Raw genomic sequence first — 20,259 nt, 5'->3', positions numbered from 1 at the left:
CAGTTCCAGGCGCTCCTCCCGGGTGAATCGTTTTCGTAATTTGGACATGATGTCGGGTTGAAGATTTGAAAGATACCAAACCTTCCAGGCCGAAGTCACTGTCTATTTGTTTGAGCACCTCCAGTGGTATGTAATGGTGCAGCGGCCAGACCTGCGCACTTTCCTGACTATTCCGACAGCTGGAACATCACTAACCGAAGTGTACATGGGATTGGCCGGTACGATGAGCATACGAGAAAATAGCGGCTCACACGCTAGCTGTCTCTGTAGCAAAGTTGCGGTACATGTTTCCGGGCAGTTTCGGCAGCAGTATTATTAAGTGCATCAAAATCGGGTACATCACCAATCGGATAAACGGGGCTGACCGCTACCATAAACCTAAGAGTCAGGAGCAGTTCGCATACTAGCTCTATCCGCAGCAAAGTTGCTGTCAACGATTCTGGGCAGCTTCATACCACACCTCAGCACTCACTGCAGGACATGTACCGCCCACTGGAATGTACGTCTCATACATACGCTCCCCTAACGGCCTAACCGCCTAACCGCCTAACCGCCTAACCGCCTAGAAAGCCTCTCTACAAACCAAACGCCTCCTTCACTTCCGCTACGTAATCCAGTTTCTCCCAGGTAAAGGTTTCAACCGTCAAGGTCTTCGTTTCCCCGGAGCCGTTCCGGAAGGTGACCTCCTTGGTTTCACTCTGACGCCCCATGTGGCCGTAGGCCGCGGTGTCCAGATAGATCGGATTGCGGAGTTTTAGCCGCTGCTCGATGGCGTAGGGACGCATATCGAATATCTTGGCGACCTTATTCGCGATGTCGGCATCCGTAAGATTTACTTTAGCACTGCCGTTGGTATTGACGTAGATGTTCGTAGGCTTAGCCACCCCGATGGCGTAGCTCACCTGCACGAGAATTTCGTCGGCCACCCCCGCGGCGACCAGGTTCTTAGCAATATGGCGCGTGGCGTAGGCGGCCGACCGGTCGACCTTGCTGGGATCCTTGCCGCTGAAGGCACCACCACCGTGGGCGCCCTTGCCCCCGTAGGTATCGACGATGATCTTACGCCCCGTCAATCCGGTATCTCCGTGAGGACCGCCGATGACGAACTTGCCCGTAGGGTTAATGTGGTAGGTAATTTCACCGTTAAAGAGCGACTGCAGTTCGGGCTTGAGTTGATCCCGCACGGCGGGAATAACCAGATCAATCACGTCCTGCCGAATGGTCTTTAGCATCAACTCGTCGTCCGCGAAATCATCATGCTGCGTAGAGACGACGATCGAATCGATCCGCACCGGGCGGTGGTTGTCGTCGTACTCGATCGTGACCTGTGACTTGGAGTCGGGTCGTAGGTAAGTCATTTTCTCTCCGGCCCGGCGCACGGCTGCCAGTTCCTTCAGAATACGGTGGCTCAGGTCCAGGGCCAGCGGCATGTAATTTTCGGTTTCGCTCGTGGCGTAGCCGAACATCATTCCCTGATCTCCGGCGCCCTGTTCCTCTGCCTGCTGCCGCACTACGCCCTGGTTGATGTCGGGCGACTGCTCGTGAATAGCCGAAAGCACTCCGCAGCTATTGGCCTCAAACATGTATTCCGACTTGGTGTAACCAATCTTGCGAATGACCTCGCGAGCCAACTCCTGTACGTCCAAGTAAGTGGAAGAATTGACTTCCCCGGCGAGCACCACCTGCCCGGTCGTTACCAGGGTCTCGCAGGCAACCTTGGAGTTGGGGTCGAAAGCCAGAAAATGATCGACCAGGTTGTCGCTGATCTGATCGGAAACTTTGTCCGGGTGACCTTCGGATACGGACTCGGAAGTAAAGAGATAGGGCATGTATAGATGGTTGATCTGGAATAGCGCGCAAGGTAGGTAATTTGCGAATGAACCAATCCCCTACCCCACACCTTGTGCTAGGTCAATACATTACCCAACGGCTTCATATGCTCTATCCTTTTGAAGGCGTCATCCAGCACTATGCCTGGGGCGGCCACAGCTACCTCCCCCAACTCCTTCACCGGGATAATCCGGACCGCGAACCCTGGGCGGAGTTATGGATGGGCGCCCACGCTAAGGGTCCCGCTCAGCTTCGGAACACCGATCAAACCCTCGACGAACTCATCGCCCGACAGCCCCGTGAAACGCTCGGCGAAGACGTTGCCCGGCGATTCGATGACCGCCTCCCCTTCCTGCTCAAGATCCTCGATGTACGGGAGATGCTTTCCATTCAGGTCCACCCGACCAAAGAGGCCGCCGAAGCGGGCTTCGCGCGGGAGGAACGGGACGGACCCGCCCGCGACGCGCCCGACCGCAACTACCGCGACGACAATCATAAACCGGAACTTGGGGTCGCCCTTACCGATTTCTACTTGCTCCACGGCTTCCGCGACCAGGCCGAGATTGAACGCTCCCTGCAGGAGATTCCCGGTTGGGCGGAACTTTTGCCGGTCCTTTCGAATAAGGGTACCGAAGGCCTCTACGCCCACGTCATGGCGGCGGACACGGCTACCGTCGATCGCTTACTGTCTCCCCTGGTGGCCGACTTGCAGGAGCGGCAGTATACCCGCGATCGGCCCCGCTTCTGGGCTAAACGGGCCGTGGAGCAATACACTAAAGACGGCCACCACGATCGGGGGATGTTCTCAATTTTCTGGTTTAACCTTGTCAAGTTATCACCGGGACAGGGCATTTTCCAGGACGCCGGCATTCCACACGCCTACCTGGAAGGTGTGTGCATCGAACTGATGGCCAACAGCGATAACGTGCTGCGGGGAGGCCTGACTCCGAAGCACATCGACGTGCCCGAACTGATGGATAAAACCCGTTTCGAGCCCGTGCAACCCCACTTGCTGTCTCCAGTCGACACCGGAAAAAGCTGGGCGTACTACCCCACCCCGGCACCGGATTTCCGGTTATGGGTAGCCCGTACTACATCCGGCGAGTCATTGGAGATAGACACCACCGGCGGCGCGGCCATTCTCCTACTTATGGAGGGTGAACTACGGGGCCAGAGCTCGGTAAGTGAGGAAGCGCGAACGGTGTTCATCCCGGCCGGTTGTCAGACGACCTTCACGGCGGCAAAGGATAGCGTGACCTACCTGGCTACGGTCAACTAAAAATAGAGGCTTGCCGGAACACTCCGGCAAGCCTCTTCAACAGGGAAAAAGACCTAATCTGGTTACCCGGATGTTAACGCAATAGCGTCACATCACCAGTAAATAGCTGGCTGGTTCCATCGACAAAGTCGACTTCTGCGGCCCAGATATAGACGTTACTTTCGAGGGCCTTACCCCCCAACCGGCCATCCCAACCGGTATTTACGCTTCCCGTGGTGCAGTCCTTACACTCGTAGACCACCGCTCCGTACCGTGACATGATGCGCATCGATCTCAGTGACCGTACGGTGTTGTCCTTCACGTCAAGGCCGAAGTAGTCGTTGTAGCCGTCGTTGTTGGGACTAAAGGCGTTCGGAGCATAAACACGGTCCCGGTAGTCCTTATTGACGCGCACCCGTACGGAATCCGAGGCGGTACACCCGTGTACATCCATAAGATCGACCCGGTAAAAACCATCATCCAGCGGCAGGGCCGAAGTGTAGCGCGCACTAGGGCTGGCGATGGAATCGCCGGACCACCAGATCTGCTGAATGTTGCGGGCGGGGGACACGTGCACCTGGAGGTTGAGTTTATCGCCCAACTCCACGATGGTGTCCTGATTCGTCGCCAGCTGGATGGCCGCGGAGAAGCCGGGGTACACGGAGATCACGGTGCTGCTGTCGATACTGCACCCGTTGGCGCTGGTCGCCTTGAGGTACATGGTATACTTTCCCTCTTCGAAGTAGGGCGTTTCGATGGGATCATCCAGTGAAACCAATCCGTTGCCGTAGTCAAACGTCCAACCCGACTGGGGTGAGATCACCTGGAGATCGAAGGGCGTGTCGGCACAGGCGGTCCGGGGCATCTCGAAGGCCATGTCCGCTCCGTTGTACTCGCCGATGCTGACTTCGGTGCTGTCCACGGAGATACATCCGTTGCGACTGACGACCTGGAGCTTGACCGAGTAGTTACCGGGCTCGTTGAATACGTGGCTAGTATTTTTCTGCTGAGACACCTGACCGTCACCGAAGTCCCAATCCAGTCCGTAGGTAGTCGAGTTTCCGGTGGGCGTAAACTGAATCTCCTTGTCCACGCAGTTCGCTTCCGTAGCTAGTACGTCGAAGGAGGGGTCCGGGGAGGCACGCACTGTGATCGAGTGACTGAAGGTGTCGATACCACACAGTTGGGCAACGAGATCGATCTTGTAAGTGGTGTCGCGTTCGACGTTGTAACTGTGCTTCAGACTTTCCAGGTCGTCGATGAACTGCGGTGAGGAACCGTCACCCCAGTGCACGAACGTCAGGGCACCGGGCGTGGAACTGTTGTCGAGAGTTACCTCGGCTTCCGAACAAATGTCCTTATAGTTAAGCCCGAAGGCGGCCTCCGTAGTGATGGGCAGCACGAAGATCGTGTCCGAATGCATTTCGTCGGCACAGCTCTCGTTGGATCCCTCCAGCGTGATGGGATATTTGAGTACCCGATCCGATGTATTGCGCAGCACGAGCGTACGGGGCAGGGTCGTAGACTGCCGACCGTCGGGATAACTTACCCGGTAGTTGAAGGCATTTACCGAAGTATTAGAGAGGAACACCGTGTCGTCCGAGCACAGGGTATTGTTGTCATTAAGAATGTCGAAGGACACGCGGAAACGCAGCGGCAGTACTACCCCGAAGGTATCGGCCGTCGTATAGCAGGCATTGCTTACGGCCGCATTGACGCCGAGCACCTCGGGAGCGAGCGGCCGGATCAGTTCTACCACCGGATTGGCTTCGGTGCTGCGGTCCGAACTGGTGAACGACCAGTCGTACGTCCACCCTTCGGGCTGTGGGCCGACGGAGAAGCCGATGGTCAGCGAATCACAGATGCTGCTGTCCATGTCCGCGTAGAAGTCGAGCTTCGGGGGGAAGAGAACCTGGATGCTGAGCGTAGTCGTGTCCGTACACTGCCCGCCGGGGAAAGCAACCACCTGTTGCAGGGTATAGGTACCGGGTTCCTGGAGAATGAAGCGGGCCTTTTCGCGATTGCACGCCTGCTGGCCGGTTTCCAAAATTTCGTAACAAAGTACCCGGGCGGTGGAAAGATTTTCCACATTGATGGGATCCAGGCCGGCAAACACGGCTCCCGTCGCTCCGCCGCCGCAACTGTCCGTTACGACCCGGAAGGCCGCCTGCGGAAATTCCTGTACCGTGATGCTGAAGGTGTCCTGACCACCACAGTGGGTCAGGCTGGAGAAGGCGATGCGGTAGACCCCCACGTTCAGTTCGGCGGAATGAAAGACGTTATTTTCCACGCCGGTCCCGGTATAATCTCCCGGCTGTATGCCATAGAGGTCTGCGGTGTCGCCCTGACAGATCACCAGATCTTCGCCGAGGTAGAGTTCCTGGGGAATTACGAGGAAGTCCAGGTCGTAGGATGCGCCACAGCTGTCGATGACCGTGAGCTGTACGTTGCCTTCTACCAGGGAGGGGTTGAAAATGTTATCGGCTACCCCGGGTCCGGAAATGCGGCTCACGTTGTCGGGGCGGGACACGAAATCCAGGAGCGCGACGGGGGGTTCGGTCGTACAGATCGTATCGATCGTGCTGATGTCAATCACCAGTCCGGTACCGTCCCGCACCCGGATGGGAACGGGGATGCGGTACTGCTCGCCGCAGACGTCGGTGCCGGAAGCGGTGATCGTATATTCACCGGGATCGCTGAAGGTAAGGGTAGGACAAACGGCCGTGGAATCGCTAAATCCGACGCCGGGCTTATCGGCCGACCACCGGATGTTGTCCGGAACGGGTTGGTAGCTCAGGCTTTCGCAGAGGTCGAGAACGTAGCCGGTACAGGTGACGATCTCTTCGACAACTTCAATGGTCTGGCCGCGGAAGGTGGTGACTTCAATGGTGTCCGTAACCGCCGAGCAGTATGGATTGGATGCGTTGATGATGATCGTGCGCACACCGGCCTTGTTGTTATCGATATCGATGACGGGATTGGGTGCCGAAGGGTCGGAGAAGGTCACGCCTTCCGAGGGGCTCGACCAGGAAAACTTGGTGGCGTATTCGTAAGTGTTATTCGTGATAATCTGTATCGTAGGATTACAGAGCTGGGTGGTGTCCAGATCGTAGCTCAGCTCGATTCGCGGTTTAGGCCGAATGGTGATGGGCTTTTCGTAGTAGTACTTATCGCAGCCCTTAAAGGCCGTGACCTCCAGTTTTACGATGTGGGAACCCGGTTCGTCAAACTGATAGCCACGTAGCTTTCGGCTGGTCTCGCCTTCCAGCAATTCGCCGTCCATGAACCACTGGTACGATTCCACGAGTTTCTCGCTACACATTTTACCCTCGAAGTCCACGATGAATGGTTCCTCGATACAGATCAGATCGCTGGTCTTGATGTCCACGATGGGATTCGGAACTACCCGAAAATCGTAGGACCCCTTCTGGGTGTCGCCCCGCTCATCCACGCAATCTTCCCGGATGATCGTCAGTGCGCCCTGGTATTCGTAGTAGAGAGCGTCATTACTGGGGGGGGTGGGTTTGCCGGGGGGCTGTTGGCAGTCAAACATGAACCGCTTGGTCACGGTGGCGGTATTGACCACATTGGTGTAGATCGTGTCGCTGCCGTCGGGAAACTTGACGCGGTAGGTACCGGGGTCGCCGTTGTTGTACACCTTAAAGCTCACGGTGACCATCCCACTACTGTCGGCACAGAAGGTGCTGGTGGGGGGGAGCAGAAAGGGTTCCTCCGTTCCACAGCTCGACTGGGCGGAAATAATTCCGACGGGAGCCAGGAGAAACAGGAAGAGAAAAATCTTTAGTAGGTGGGACATCTTAACTGAGGCAATTTTCGCTCAATCCTGTCAGGTCCTACAAACGGGTGGGTATAAAGGTGTCAGCTTGGCCGGTGGGCGCAAATGAGAGATGACGGGGGGTCGGTTCGAAAACAAAAGTGTGGAACCGACGTATTTTTCGTTTGAGAGACGCTGGCAACAATTGACCAGGAAATAAAAAAATCCAAAATCACTGCCCCGAAGGGCCAACACAACGGTCGCGCCGGAATTCATTCCCGGTGCATGTAGTCATATCGGTTTCCGGGGTCGAGATATTGCAGCCGCATTTCAAACTTTAACACTTAAATCACCGCGCACGCTTTGGATGGGGCGGGAACGCAGGAGCTAACTGCCAACCTAGCGAATGAGGGTGAGGTCGCCCGTAAGTACCCTTCTGCTGCCGTCGACGAATTCAATCTCCGCGGCCCATAAGTAAACACCCGACCTGGCCGGTCTTCCCCCGATATTACCGTCCCATCCGGTGGAATTGCCATCAGTGGGACAGTGGCGACATTCGTATACCATGGTACCCCACTGATCGATGATGCGCAGGCTCTGAACCTCGCGAACCGTATGGGGTTTCGCCGCGAGCGCGAAGGCATCGTTGTGCCCGTCGCCGTTGGGGCTGAAGACGTTCGGAGCATACACCCGACCCTCGTAATCCTTACGGACGAAAACCTCCAGGGAGTCCGTGGCCAGACAGCCGTATTCGTCCGTTACGCGCAGTCGATATATACCGTCGTGGTGGGGTACTACCTCGGTCCACTGCGTGTGGGGGTTGTGTACTTGGTGGCCTTCCCACCGGATGCTGTCGAGGTGCCGTTCGGGAGACATGGAGAACGTAAGGTCCAGGGACGTTCCGAATTCTACCGTCACCGGATCCGTGGGCGTAATCGCGACCCTGAACTCGGGATGGACGGCGATCGCGGCGGAGGTATCGGCACGGCAGCCGTTGTGGTCGGTCGCCGTCAGACTCACGATGTACTGCCCCGCTTGTTGGTAAGGCCTGGCCACGGGCTCCCGGGTGCGCATCATATTACCGTAGTCGTAGGTCAACGCTGCCGGGGTGCCGCCTCCGATTACCGCAATGTTCAGCGGCGCATTTACGCATACCGCGGGCGGGATCACTACGTTCAGCGGGGGCCCAGCGTATTCTTCAATGGCTACCTCCAGGCTGTCCACCGCCCGGCAGCCGTTTTCGTTGACAACGTGCAATCGCGCCAGGTAATGACCCGGGTTTCGGTAAGTGTGTCGGGAAGATGGATGGCGCGAAGTGTACCCGTCGCCGAAGTGCCACTCGAAGCTGGTGCCCGGCTCGCTGACGGTCGGTACGAAGGTCATTTCCTCGTCAACGCACGCCGTCCGGACAGGCGCTGCACGAAAGCTGGCGTCAGGGCGGCCACGTACCGTGAAATGGGTGGCAAAGGTGTCCCGACCACAGAGGCGGGCCACCAGGGAGATCAGGAAGGCGCTGTCGCGGGTGGAAGTATAGGTGTGGTAAGCCGTGTCGCCGGCCGCCAGATGCTGCATCGTGCCGTCGCCCCACGAAAGCTGACCACTGCTGCCGGGGGTGGAATGGTTGACGACCTCCACCCTAGTCGGCGAACAGCTTTCGTCGTAATTCAGGCTGAAGGCGGCCTCGGTGGTCACGGGCAGTACGTACAGAGTATCCACCGCGAAGCGCGACGGGCAACCGGGGTTGGTACCATCCACGCGGATGGGATACTTAAGTACGGTTCGGCTCTCGTTGGATACCACCAAATATGGGGGCACCGTCTCGCTCACCCTCCCGTCCGGGAACGTGAACCGGAGTTCGTGGGCATTGACTGAATTATCTACCAGGAAGACCGTATCTCCGGAGCAAACCGTATTGTTATCGTTCAGGATGCCGATGCCGATCTGAAACCGGCGCGGCAGTGGCATACGCAGGGTATCGCGGCGGCTCGTGCACCCGTCGGTTGCCACTACGGTCGCCTGTAGTACGCTGCTTACGTGGGGGCGGGCCAAACTCAGGACCGGGTTTTCGGCGTGACTGGACTCACCCGTCGAGAACGCCCAGGTGTAGGCGGCACCTGACGGGGCGTCGTTGCTGTGGAATAGTATCCGGAGCGAATCACAGCCGGCACTGTCAATTCGGAAGGTGAAGGTTGGACGGAACGTCGGTACGATTTCAATTACTTTTAGCAAGGTATCTGTACACGATCCGTCGGGGGTTGCGACAACTTGTTCGATGCCATAGGTGCCCGGCTTAGACAGGGTGAAGGAAGCCTCCTCCTTTCGCTCTATGCGTTCCCCCGTTTCCCGTATGGCGTAGGAAAGCACCGGGGCGTTCGATCGGTTCACCAGTTGGATGGGCTCGCCGGAAGTATACGTTGCTCCCGCGGCCCCGCCCCCCCGGCAGGCCGTGTTGGCAATAAAAAAGTCCGCCACCGGAACGGGATCAACGGTTACGGTGAAGTCTCCCCCACCCCCGCAGAACGCGGTACTTTCGTAGTGAATGCTGTATTTCCCTTCCGGCAAACCTGCCGAGACGAAGACATTGTCCGTTACTCCGGGACCACTGTACTCCCCTTCCTGAACGGATTGCAAATCAAGAGATCCGCCGTGGCACACCCGCAGGTTCCCTCCGATGTACCTACCCTCCGGAATCACGTAGAAATCAACTGCGTAGCGCAACCCGCAGCTGTCCGTCAACTCAACCGCCACCGGGCCGCTGAGCCCCGTGGGGTCAAAGCGGTTACCGGTAATGCCTTTCCCCGTAATGGCACTCACGTTGTCGGGGCGGTCCACGAAATCCAACAAGGGAAGCGCACCTCCGGCAGCACAGAGAGTATCTACCGCGGAGAAATCGTACGTCAGGGGGGTGCCGTCCCTTACGCGGACGGAGAGGGAATCCGCAAACGGTAGGCCGCAGATGTCGATACCGTGAGCGTACAGGGTGTACACGCCACGGCCCGCAGCTCTGATCTCGGGGCATTCCGCACTCGGATCATCGATGTCGATAGGGTCCGACGAAGACCACCGTATCCGGCGGGGTTGGTGTTCGTAGACGAGTTGATCGCAGAGGGGTGACGGCGTATCCGAGCATACCGTCAGTGGGCCACCGGGTCGGATAACGTTCTTTCCGTAAGTCGAAATGGTAAACGATTCGCTTACCGCGTCGCAGTGGTCATTGCCGGCCGTCACCGTTATGTGCCGGGAACTCGCCTGACCGTTGAGAATAGTAATGACCGGATTCGCCGCCGTCGGGTCGGAAAAGTGTACGTCGGGTGCCGTGCTGGTCCACCGGAAGAAGGTGGCGTTCTCAAATCGTGCACGGGTGGTGACCGTGATTAACGGGGAGCAAAGCGCGGAGCTATCGACTTGATAGTCGAGTTCTATGGACGGGGCAGTGGTGATCTCGATCGTCCGTTCAAACGTAAACGACTCGCACTTGTCGCTGTGGGTGGTGACCGCCAGTCCGACCGTGTGCACGCCGGGCGATGCGAAGACGAAGCCCTTAAGTTCTCGTGCGGTGGCCCCTTCGATTTGCTCACCGTCGACGAACCAGCGATAGCCGCTGACCAGGGCTTCGTTGCATACTTTAGCCGTCAGATCGACCCCGTACGGTGCGCTGCGGCACGAGACGTCGTCGACCACGATATCCTGAATGGGATTGGGCAGAACGTTGAAGGGGTAGGTACCGATTTGCGGCTTCTGATCTTCGTCCACGCAGTCCGTGCGTGTAATCACCAGCTGGCCCTTGTACGTATAGAATTCCGCTCCCGGCCGGGGAGGATCTGGTGACCCCGGCGGATTAGAGCAGTGGAAATAAAGATCATGCTCGACCTGAACGGAGGTGGCAATCCCGATATACGTGGTATCGGTCCCGTCCGGAAAGGCTACGTTGTAGTTTCCCGGTTCACCCTGGTTAATCAGGTTAAAGGATATGCGGGCCACGTCGTTGGTATCGACGCAGAACGTGCGGGCGGGGGGTAGCAAAAAGGGATCTTCCTCACCACAGGCGCTCTGCGCGCCGACGTATGAGGAGGGGCCGATCAGCAAACCCAGCGCCATTATGGAGCGGAAGGAAAGCGTGTTCAAAAGGTAAAGTGTGTGTTAAAGACAAGGTGGTGAACGCAACCGGCGCAAACTGCTCGGCGGGGCAAATGACCCCCCGACGCCGGCATAAAATAAAACAGGCTCTACTGACGGTACGGGACCGTAGCAGAAACTAATAGAAGGTCGGTTTATGGTCTGAGGGACGCCGGAATGTGGCTACTACGAAAAACTAAGTGCTGGTGAAGATAGGCTTTCGCGGAGAAAAATCCCATTCCCGGCGGTTTAAGCAGCTCAATAGCGGGAGAAGGCCTGGAGTATCCGGTCGGGCAGCTTACCCTCCTTGCTGGTCACCAAATAATCCTGGTAGCTGCAGGCGATCAGGCGGTTACGGGCTTCACCGCGGTAGGCGTCGACCGGGACCTGTACCCACCACCGACCGGTGCGGGGTGACCGCCAGAAGGTTAGCCGGCCGGCCAGGCTGGTTTCGACCACGTATTCCGCCATTCCGGTAAGAGTGATTGGAAAGTCGCCGGCCCGTCGGCTCAGGCCGTGCAGGAAGTACCAGACCAGCTGGGCGTAGGCGGCGGCGGTAAGTCGCTGCGCATCCTCGCCCGGGTGGGCCGCATCGAAGCCGTACAGGCCAAAGGAGGATAGCCGGTCGCTGTTGCCCGCGTAATAGCAGAGTTGCCCCGCCTCCTGTAATGTAAATCCGGAGGGATGATACCCCCCCTGCGCGGGGGCCTCCGACCAGCTAATTGCACCGATGTGGAGGGCCAGCAGGTCGGCATCCCGGATTCCCGGCTCCAGATCGGCCAGGTCGGCCCGGGCCTGCCCCAGCGGGTAGGATTCAAAGTGGCGGGAAGCGAATACGTACTCAAGCGCCGGATGCAGTAAATGCCGCTGTGACCCGGCGTGCGCGAGATGGTACACCGGGGACTGGGTACGGTGAATGGCGGCATCGAGGGCACCCGCCGGCTCTTCCGCTCCTTCCGGCCGTAAGCTTACCCGGCGGTCGATGGCGAAGATGCCTACTTGTCGATTCAACTCGCCGAAGGCCAGATACTGAGCGCGTTGCATATGTTCGTCGTCGCCCAGCAGAACGGGTACAATGCTGGCGGAGTGTAATTCGCGAAGCAGCGGAATGGCAAAATCGGTCGTTTGCTTACGGAGATTACCCAGATCAACGATTTCCAGATTTCCGAAGTCCCAGTAGTGCGCGTAGAGCTGGCGCCGCACCCCATCGGCGGTGGCCGCATTCAGTCCGATGAGCGCTACCCGCGTCGCCGTAGAGGGCTTGTCTCCCAGCCGGTGGGCGACGGTGGCGGAGGCGAAATTGGAGCGATCGACGGAGGTGGGTGATAACCAGGTGCTGTACATAGGCAATGGCCGGCAAAGGTAGTCAGCGACGGTAATTACAAAAAGGATGTATGTTTAATGAACAACTGCTACCTTTGACGCATGAACTAGAAGTTAACCTAGCATCGGCATATTGCCGGAACCATACCGTATGAAGAACCACCGCCGACCCACCGGCTACACCCAACAATCTAATTTCTAGAATCATTTCCATGAAAATTCTCAGCTTATCTCTCCTCTGCCTGTGCCTCGGCCTGGGTGGAACCATTTCCGCCCAGGGCACCCCGGTGCCCAGCATGGCCGACACCACGTCCGCGATGACGGGTCAGGATATGCAGGCTCCCGTCAACAAACGAGACCAGAATTCGATGCTGGAGTTTGGCATCACCCCGGTGTACTCGTGGCTGTCGAGCGACGTGACGTCCAAAGGTGGTTACGGAGCCGGAATTCACCTGCGCAAGTCACTGGATCATTTATTCTCGCTCCGGGTAGACGCACTTTACGCCCGTAGCAAGGGCGATGACGAGACAGGCAGCAATGCCGACAACCGTCGGTTCGAAACCAATTGGTTGAGCGGGACCGCATACGGAGTGGTGACCCTCAACAACTTTACCTTCAAGGGGGACATCCGTAACATCAACATCTTTATGATGGCGGGTGCCGGCGGAAACGCGTACTCTAGTCAGTTTCAGTGCAACGGCAATGTTCGTGGCTTCGGTTGCCCCAGCAATAACCCCACCGGCCAACCCTATGATGAAGGCCGCAACGGCGAGATTGACCGCACCTTCCGTACCCACGCCGCTTTCGGAACGGGCATCAATTTCCGCCTCAACGAGCGCGTTAACATCGGAGCTGAATACCAGGTATTCGTACCACTAGGTGACCGCGCCGACCTGATAGACGGCTACGACAATGGTGACTTCCGCGACGTGCAGAACGTAGCCGGTATCTCGCTGAACTTCAACCTCGGCAATCCCGAGCGTAAGACCGAGCCCCGCTACTGGACCAACGCCTTTACTCCCGTCAAGGAAGATATCGCCACGCTCAACCGTCGCGTTGACGAAGCCACGATGGACGACGACGGTGACGGCATTGTCAATTCGATCGATCAGGAAGCCGATACGCCCAGTGGTGTCCCCGTAGATAGCCGCGGCCGCACCCTCGACAGCGATAAGGACGGCGTGCCCGATTACCGCGATCTGGAACCCTTCTTCCCCCCCCGGGAAGGTGAAGTCGTGAACGCCGATGGTGTCGTTACCGAGCGCATCGACGCTCCCCTCACCCAGGGTGAGATCCAGGAAATGATCGATACCAGTATCGCACGTTCCGTAGCCGAGGGCAACCGCAACAATTCTACCCGCATCAACACCGCCGGCGGTGCCATCTACCTGCCGATGATCTACTTCCCCCTCAACTCCGCTGAGGTGAAGTACGACGATTACGGTATGCTGGCCAGCATCGCCCGGGTCATGACCGCTAACCCGGGTATGCGCCTGATCGTCCGCGGGTACACCGACCGCACGGGCAATGCCGAGCACAATACCAAGCTTAGCTACCGCCGCGCCCGCAACGTAATCGATCACCTGGTCACCAACCACGAAATTGAGCGTAACCGCTTTATTCTGCAATACCGTGGTGAAGAGGAAGCTATCGTGCCCCTCGACCGCAGCCTGGTCAACCGTCGGGTTGAGTTCCTTACCGGAATGTCCGACGCCACGGAGGACCCCGCCCCCGAAGGTATGGAGATGGAATCCGGACGCAACTAAACGCACGCGCGTTATCGTTGTCCTGATGTGCAATGCCCCCCGGTCTCACGACCGGGGGGCATTGTCGTTTGGGCCCGGACCGTAAAAGCAATACCTTTCGCCCGTGAACTTAAAGTACTACTTATTCGCGCTACTGTTGACGTGCGGCTGGGCTTCCGCGACCGCTCAGTACCAGGATCTATCCGGTTCGTGGAGTGGACTGCTGTTGCAGAATGAAGGAGGATTTGCCGAGCGTTTCGAGCTCTACTTCAACATCAAGCAAATCGGCCTTAGCGTAAGGGGAACGGCTTTCGTCAAGTTAGGGGAACTGGAAGCGGAGATGCAACTGAGTGGGTTTCAGACCCGCAGCGGCAGTTGGCGTATCTCGGAAACCCAGATCCTCCGGAATAATAAGGCCGGGCTCGCAGTGTCCTGGTGCATGAAGGAGTACGAACTCTGGGTGGACTACCAGGCCGGGGAGTTGGTCCTTACCGGACCGTGGTGGGGCAGTAGTGAGTTCGGTTCCTGCGTACCGGGGTCCATTACCCTGAAGCGGCGCGTAAAGGTAGCCTCCTTACTCCTCCGCGGCCAGCACCCCGTTGATGTCAAGTCGCATGGCCATGTCCATGACGGTCACCACACCCTCAATGGGAGCCTCCCGGTCGGGAGCGATCAACATGCTGTAGCCTCGCCTGGCCTGCGGTTGTAGACGGGCTTCCAGCTCACTTTGGCTGATCCGGCGGTCGTTGAAGAAAAATCCGCCCGCGGCATCAATCCGGACCTCGTCCAACCGCTCCGTGGAGGGGGCGGCCGGGGTATCGGAACGGCCCGGCAGTTTCAGGTTGAGCGCGTTCGGCGCTACCACCGTAGAGGTAAGCATGAAGAAGATGAGGAGCAGGAATATGATGTCCGTCAGCGATGACATGTTGAATTCCGCGCTAACCTTGGATCGTTTTTTGAGGGCCATAACGAAGTGATCGGTTACCCCTGAATGGGTTGGGTGGCAATAATGGCGCGGGCGCGGCGCTGGGCCGCCAGATTCATGATCGGGGTGATGCGACTGAAGGGTACCCCGGTTTCGGCAACGATGGTTACGGTGGCGTCCTTCTGGTTGTTCGTCTGTTCGAGCGCGTCGCTCAGGGCGGCCAGGACGGAGGCTTCGGTGACGGTGATGTTATTCACCCGTAACGCGCCGGACTTTTCCAGTTCAACCACGATGTTCGTGGGGGCAACCGTCTGGCTATCCGATTTGGGTAGATCGAAGGGCCGTATCTGGACGAAATTGGAGGTCAACATGAAGAAGATGAGCAGCAGAAATATGATATCCGTCAGGGACGACATATTGAACTGCGCATTGGCCTTATTCGATCGTTTCAGTCCCATAGTGGTAACGGTTTAGTTTAAGTTGCTCCTTAACTCCTACTGCCCCCTAGCCGGGTTCCTGCAGTAAGTCCATGAATTCGGTGGTGGAACGCTCCATCTTGTACACCACCCGTTCTACCTGGGCAACCAGCAGGTTGTACCCCACGAAGGCCAAAATTCCGATAAACAGTCCGGCAGCGGTGGTGAGCAGTGCCGAATAGATGCCACCGGCCAGTACGTCGGGGGTGATATTCTGGGCATTCGACATTTCGTAGAACGCGTTGATCATACCCGTGACCGTACCGAAGAAGCCGATCATGGGGGCTGCTCCGGCGATACTGGCCAGGGTGCTGAGGCCTTTTTCCAGACGGAAGACTTCCAGGTTGCCCACATTTTCAACGGCGGCATCGATATCCCGGAGGGGGCGACCGATTCGTTGCAGTCCCTTATCTACCATTCTGGCTACCGGGCTGTCGGTGGTCGTACAGAGCGCCCGGGCGTTGGCCATGTTCCCGGTAGAGATCTCCCGCCGGATTCTTTCCATAAAACCTTCGTCGTCGGATCCTGCCGCCTTGATGGTGATGTAACGCTCGGAAAAGATGTACAGTCCGATGATGAACAGCAATAGCAGGATGCCAATGATAACCATGGTGAGGATACCGGACTCGAGCAGAACATCGAGGAGGCTTTCACTTTCAATGGCTGGAGGCGCGACGGGGTCCAGGTTCAGGTCGCCCTGCGCTTGCAGGAGTAAAATAAGGTGGTTCAGGAACATCAGGGTTGCTTTAGCGCTTGCTTAACGTCGCTCGGGCACGGGATATGTCGAGCGGGCGGGTGCAAATGTAAAAAACTTGGCCCGGGGCGCGGATACGCGGGCCGTTCAACCATCACCAATCGTACCGGTTAATTATCCGATCCCGTTTTAACAGCGGGCTTCTAACTTTACCGTATGGATACCTTGATTACCGTGGGGCAGCTCGTCCTCAGCCTTTCCATTTTGATCGTGCTGCACGAATTCGGCCACTTCCTTCCGGCCCGCCTGTTCGGTACCCGTGTGGAAAAATTTTACCTTTTCTTCGACCCGGGCTTTAGTCTCTTCAAGAAGCAGATCGGTGAAACGGAGTACGGTATCGGCTGGCTCCCCCTGGGAGGCTACGTCAAGATAAGTGGGATGATCGACGAAAGTTTCGACAAGGAACAGATGGAGCAAGCTCCCCAGCCCTGGGAATTTCGCTCCAAACCCGCCTGGCAACGGCTCGTCATCATGCTGGGGGGTGTAACGGTCAACTTCGTGCTGGGTTTCTTTATCTACGCCATGGTACTGTTCGGCTACGGGGAAGAGTACTTTCCGGCGGATAACATCACGGCGGGTATTGCGGTAGACAGTCTCGGTCAGGAGATCGGTCTGGAAAACGGGGATAAGATCCTCCGGGTCGGTGACGTGCCCTTCGAACGCTTCAACGACCGGATCGTGCTGCGGGAAATCGCCATCAACAACGCCCGGGAAATCGAGGTGGTCCGCAACGAGCAGCCCGTCGCCGTCGCGGTGGATCCGAAGTGGGTAGACGTGCTTACCCGCTACGAAAACAAGAACTCCCGCCTGTTCACCGCCCGGATGCCCTTCGTGGTCGGGGTAGTGAAGGACGGTGGCCCCGCCGATGTGGCCGGTCTGGTAACCGAAGACCGGATCGTAAGTGTAGATGGATCGCCTACCCCCTACTTCGATCAATTTACGGACGCGGTCCGGGGGCGGGGCGGGGAAACCGTTACGCTGGGCGTACAAAAGAAGGACCAGGAAAACGTGCAGCAGGTCCCGGTGACGCTGACCGATGAAGGACAACTGCTGGTAGCCGCGGCCGGGCCAGATTATTTTTACGACACTGAGCGCCAGGAATACTCCTTCGCGGAGTCCATTCCGGCGGGTATCGATCAGGGAGTTAATTTCCTGAGCGACCAGTTCAAGGCCTTCGGGCAAATGTTTGCCGGCAACATCAAGGTGACCGAAAGCCTGGGTGGTTTTGCCAGCATCGGTTCCATGTTCGGAAGCACCTGGAATTGGGAGCGTTTCTGGTACATGACCGCCTCCCTGTCGCTGATCCTGGCCTTTATGAACCTCCTGCCCATCCCGGCCCTCGATGGTGGGCACGTCATGTTCCTGCTCTACGAAGTTGTCAGCGGCCGTAAACCCAGCGATACCTTTATGGAACGGGCGACCATGGTCGGCTTCGTCATCGTGCTCGGACTCGTACTACTCGCAAACGGCCTGGATATCTGGCGTTGGATCAACGGATAATGACGAATTACTTTTCCTTTTTCGGGCTACGTCCCTCCCCTACCCTGGATCATGCGGCACTGAAGAAGACCTTCTACGCCAATAGTAAGCGGTTCCATCCCGACTTTCACACCCTCGAAAACGCAGATACCCAGGAGGAAGTCCTGGAAAAAAGCACGCTCAATAATCAGGGGTATAAAATCCTCACCGACGAGGATCTCCGACTACGACACTTTCTGGAAGTGAAGGGCGTGCTTGGTGAGGAAGGGACGAATCAGGTCCCCCAGGATTTTCTGTTGGAGATCATGGAAGTGAATGAGGCCCTCATGGAGCTGGAGTTCGAGAATGATCCCAGTGTGCGCCTGAAAGTCACCGGGCTGGTCGATCAACTGGAGTCCGATCTGCAGGAGGAGGTTCATAACATACTTACTAATTACGATGATGCCACCGCTTCGGACGCGGAGCTGACCGCCCTGAAGAATTATTACCTGAAGCGTCGCTACTTGCTGCGCCTGCGGGAGAAAATTTAGCGTATGCTTATTCTGTTATCACCCGCCAAGACACTCGACATGTCGCCGGTGGAGTTAGAGTCTACCCAACCTCGATTACTGGATGAATCCGAAACGCTCGTACGGTCGTTGCGGCGTAAATCCAGACGGGCGCTGAAGGAGCTCATGTCGATCAGTGATAAACTGGCCGAGGAGAACCAGCAACGGTATCACGCATTCGCTCGTCCGTTTACCGCTGAGAATGCCAAGCCCGCCGGACTGGCCTTCAGTGGCGACGTGTACCTCGGACTCCGGGCGGGGGATTTTTCTCCCCGTGAGTTTGACTTTGCGAATCGCCAGATTCGTATCCTTTCTGGATTATACGGGCTCCTGCGTCCCCGCGACCTTATGCAGCCCTACCGTTTGGAAATGAGCACGCGGCTGCCCACCCGGCGGGGGAAGGATCTGTATGCCTTTTGGGGCACCCGGATCACCGATCTTCTTAACCAGGACCTTGCTGATGATTCCTCCAAAACGGTGCTGAACTTAGCCAGTAAAGAATATTTTCAAAGCCTGCAACCCGCACGCATTCAGGGAAGGATTGTCGACATTCAGTTCAAGGAATTGCGCAACGGAACGTATAAGTTCGTCACCTTCAACGCGAAAAAGGCCCGGGGCGCCATGGCCCGGCTCATTACGCTGGAGGGCATCACGGAAGCGGAACCCCTAAAGGACTTGAACGTGGACGGCTACCGCTACAACGAAGCGATGAGTACGCCGGACAACTGGATGTACACCCGGGACTAATCGGCTACCTCTTCCCAGAAGGCTAGCAATTCCTGCGCACGGTGGGCGGTGGTGTGGGCTTCCAGTACGCGCTCACGGGCACAGGCACCGACCTTCCGGCGCCCGGAATCTTCCATGCCGTACAGAATGTCGAGTACGTCCTGTTCTTCCCTGACGCAGAACAACTCCCGGTTATCCTCGAAGAAATCGGACAGGCCCGGCCACTCCTGGGTGAGCACCGGCACGCCACAGGCCGCCGCCGCCAGTAACTGGCGGGAGGGGGTGTACCCCATCATTCGCCGGTCGTCGCGCCCCAGGATCAGGGTGCAGGATTGCCGGTTGTAGAAATCGACGTGGTTGGTGTCCGGCAGATGCTCCAGGTAGGTTAAGTTTTGCGGCCAACAGCGATCGGAGGGGTACCCGTCGCCGGCGAGCACGAATTGCCGGTTGGGGGTTGTTCGCGCCGGAGCCAGCAGCAGAGCATCGATAAGCTCCGTACGGTTCGCCTTGTAGTTGCCGATGAAACCCAGATCGTACGACTTATCGATATCCATGCGGTAGAAAGAGAAGGGATCGATGCTCTCGTACAGGGGCCGTGCGCAACGTATGCCGCACGTTTCCGCCAAGCGCTGAAGGGCCGGGCCGCCGGTGGTAGACAGGTAGAGATTGAAGTCGCGCAGCACGCTACCGGAAACGCAGGTGGTGCACTGGGGTCCCGCCGCGGTCAGGTGCTGGGTTGTCCGCGCCAGGTCCGCGTCGTAGTAGATGGTGATTCCCCGGGCTTCCTGCACCAACCACTGCGCGATGCGGTCAGCGTGGGGTACGCCGGACCCGAGCATGACCAGGTCGGCCGATTGAATAGCGGGGAGGTATTCGTCAAGTAGGATGTCGACCGTCTGGTACGTCCACACTTCGCAGTAGGGGGACCTCAGCAGGTCGCGCCGGGCCATGCTGGCGGCATCGAAGGGTTCCAGGAAGGTGGTGCGGTGACCGTGGTGGGCTAACTCATTGATCAGCCCCCGGTACAGCTCCGCCGTCGGATTGGCATAGCTGCTCAGAATGGAGCGTCCGATAATGACGAGGTCGAGGGTGTTGCTGGCAAAACTCACGGTCCGAAGGTACGCAGATTTGCTCGCCGCGCTTCCGCCCGTAGTAGTCCGCGAAACAATATTAGTACCGTAGCTGACCAACCGGGCCGTCTACGGACGGACGGAGAGTAAGGGGAGGGTTGTTTGTCAGTTTTAAATATATTGCAGGGGTCAAGCTCGTTTTCGAGGCACTATCCAAAAAGCTGTTTTCGCCTA

At 57.6% G+C, this 20,259-nt stretch carries 13 protein-coding genes; 5 read left to right on the top strand and 8 right to left on the bottom strand.

The window, feature by feature from the left end; genetic code table 11:
• Positions 1-575: 575 nt before the first annotated feature.
• Positions 576-1,829: a methionine adenosyltransferase gene (gene metK / locus NMA52_RS15370; RefSeq protein ID WP_254828585.1), complete on the bottom strand. Its 1,254-nt coding sequence runs from the start codon at positions 1,827-1,829 to the stop codon at positions 576-578.
• A gap of 107 nt (positions 1,830-1,936) precedes the next feature.
• On the opposite strand from metK, the gene manA reads away from it, so the two are divergent.
• Positions 1,937-3,109 (top strand): mannose-6-phosphate isomerase, class I, encoded by a 1,173-nt coding sequence (manA, locus tag NMA52_RS15365; protein ID WP_254828584.1) that lies wholly within the window; start codon positions 1,937-1,939, stop codon positions 3,107-3,109.
• Positions 3,110-3,182: 73 nt separating this feature from the next.
• On the opposite strand, the gene NMA52_RS15360 is transcribed toward manA, so the two are convergent.
• The 3 genes from NMA52_RS15360 to NMA52_RS15350 all read right to left on the bottom strand — a co-directional run bounded on the left by NMA52_RS15360 (position 3,183) and on the right by NMA52_RS15350 (position 12,329).
• Positions 3,183-6,905, bottom strand: a complete 3,723-nt coding sequence (locus tag NMA52_RS15360; protein ID WP_254828583.1) for a PKD domain-containing protein — start codon at positions 6,903-6,905, stop codon at positions 3,183-3,185.
• Positions 6,906-7,262: 357 nt separating this feature from the next.
• Positions 7,263-10,988 carry a PKD domain-containing protein gene (locus NMA52_RS15355; RefSeq protein ID WP_254828582.1) on the bottom strand — a complete coding sequence of 1,242 codons (3,726 nt, stop codon included), beginning with the start codon at positions 10,986-10,988 and terminating at the stop codon, positions 7,263-7,265.
• Positions 10,989-11,237: 249 nt separating this feature from the next.
• A complete protein-coding gene (locus NMA52_RS15350; protein ID WP_254828581.1) occupies positions 11,238-12,329 on the bottom strand; it encodes a hypothetical protein in 1,092 nt (363 codons plus the stop codon).
• 185 nt (positions 12,330-12,514) lie between these two features.
• On the opposite strand from NMA52_RS15350, the gene NMA52_RS15345 reads away from it, so the two are divergent.
• A complete protein-coding gene (locus NMA52_RS15345) occupies positions 12,515-14,068 on the top strand; it encodes an OmpA family protein (protein WP_254828580.1) in 1,554 nt (517 codons plus the stop codon).
• A 553-nt stretch (positions 14,069-14,621) separates the two neighbouring features.
• On the opposite strand, the gene NMA52_RS15340 is transcribed toward NMA52_RS15345, so the two are convergent.
• From NMA52_RS15340 to NMA52_RS15330, 3 genes are read right to left on the bottom strand one after another with little or no spacing between them, the layout of a single operon-like run.
• Positions 14,622-15,014 carry a biopolymer transporter ExbD gene (locus tag NMA52_RS15340; RefSeq protein ID WP_254828579.1) on the bottom strand — a complete coding sequence of 131 codons (393 nt, stop codon included), beginning with the start codon at positions 15,012-15,014 and terminating at the stop codon, positions 14,622-14,624.
• Between the two features lie 14 nt (positions 15,015-15,028).
• On the bottom strand, positions 15,029-15,430 hold the full coding sequence (locus NMA52_RS15335; RefSeq protein WP_183493825.1) for a biopolymer transporter ExbD: 402 nt from the start codon (positions 15,428-15,430) through the stop codon (positions 15,029-15,031).
• Positions 15,431-15,476: 46 nt separating this feature from the next.
• Positions 15,477-16,184 carry a MotA/TolQ/ExbB proton channel family protein gene (locus NMA52_RS15330; protein ID WP_254828578.1) on the bottom strand — a complete coding sequence of 236 codons (708 nt, stop codon included), beginning with the start codon at positions 16,182-16,184 and terminating at the stop codon, positions 15,477-15,479.
• A 174-nt stretch (positions 16,185-16,358) separates the two neighbouring features.
• On the opposite strand from NMA52_RS15330, the gene rseP reads away from it, so the two are divergent.
• Genes rseP through yaaA form a run of 3 tightly spaced genes read left to right on the top strand, consistent with a single transcriptional unit; the run spans position 16,359 to position 18,976 of the window.
• Complete coding sequence (rseP, locus tag NMA52_RS15325; protein ID WP_254828577.1) at positions 16,359-17,702, top strand: RIP metalloprotease RseP; 1,344 nt, start codon at positions 16,359-16,361, stop codon at positions 17,700-17,702.
• Positions 17,702-18,211: an iron-sulfur cluster co-chaperone HscB C-terminal domain-containing protein gene (locus NMA52_RS15320; protein ID WP_254828576.1), complete on the top strand. Its 510-nt coding sequence runs from the start codon at positions 17,702-17,704 to the stop codon at positions 18,209-18,211. Before rseP ends, NMA52_RS15320 begins: the two co-directional genes overlap by 1 nt.
• Positions 18,212-18,214: 3 nt before the next feature.
• Positions 18,215-18,976: a peroxide stress protein YaaA gene (gene yaaA, locus NMA52_RS15315; RefSeq protein WP_254828575.1), complete on the top strand. Its 762-nt coding sequence runs from the start codon at positions 18,215-18,217 to the stop codon at positions 18,974-18,976.
• Here yaaA and NMA52_RS19225 read toward each other — a convergent pair.
• Positions 18,973-20,064, bottom strand: coding sequence for a glycosyltransferase (locus NMA52_RS19225; protein WP_254828574.1), 1,092 nt, complete (start codon positions 20,062-20,064; stop codon positions 18,973-18,975). The two genes, yaaA and NMA52_RS19225, sit on opposite strands and share 4 nt — an antisense overlap.
• Between the last annotated feature and the right edge of the window lie 195 nt (positions 20,065-20,259).

Origin of the sequence: Lewinella sp. JB7 (assembly GCF_024297185.1) — a bacterium.
GTDB lineage: Bacteria > Bacteroidota > Bacteroidia > Chitinophagales > Saprospiraceae > Neolewinella.
Note: the sequence above shows the minus strand (reverse complement) of the source record. Positions and strands in the feature narration are given on the sequence as shown.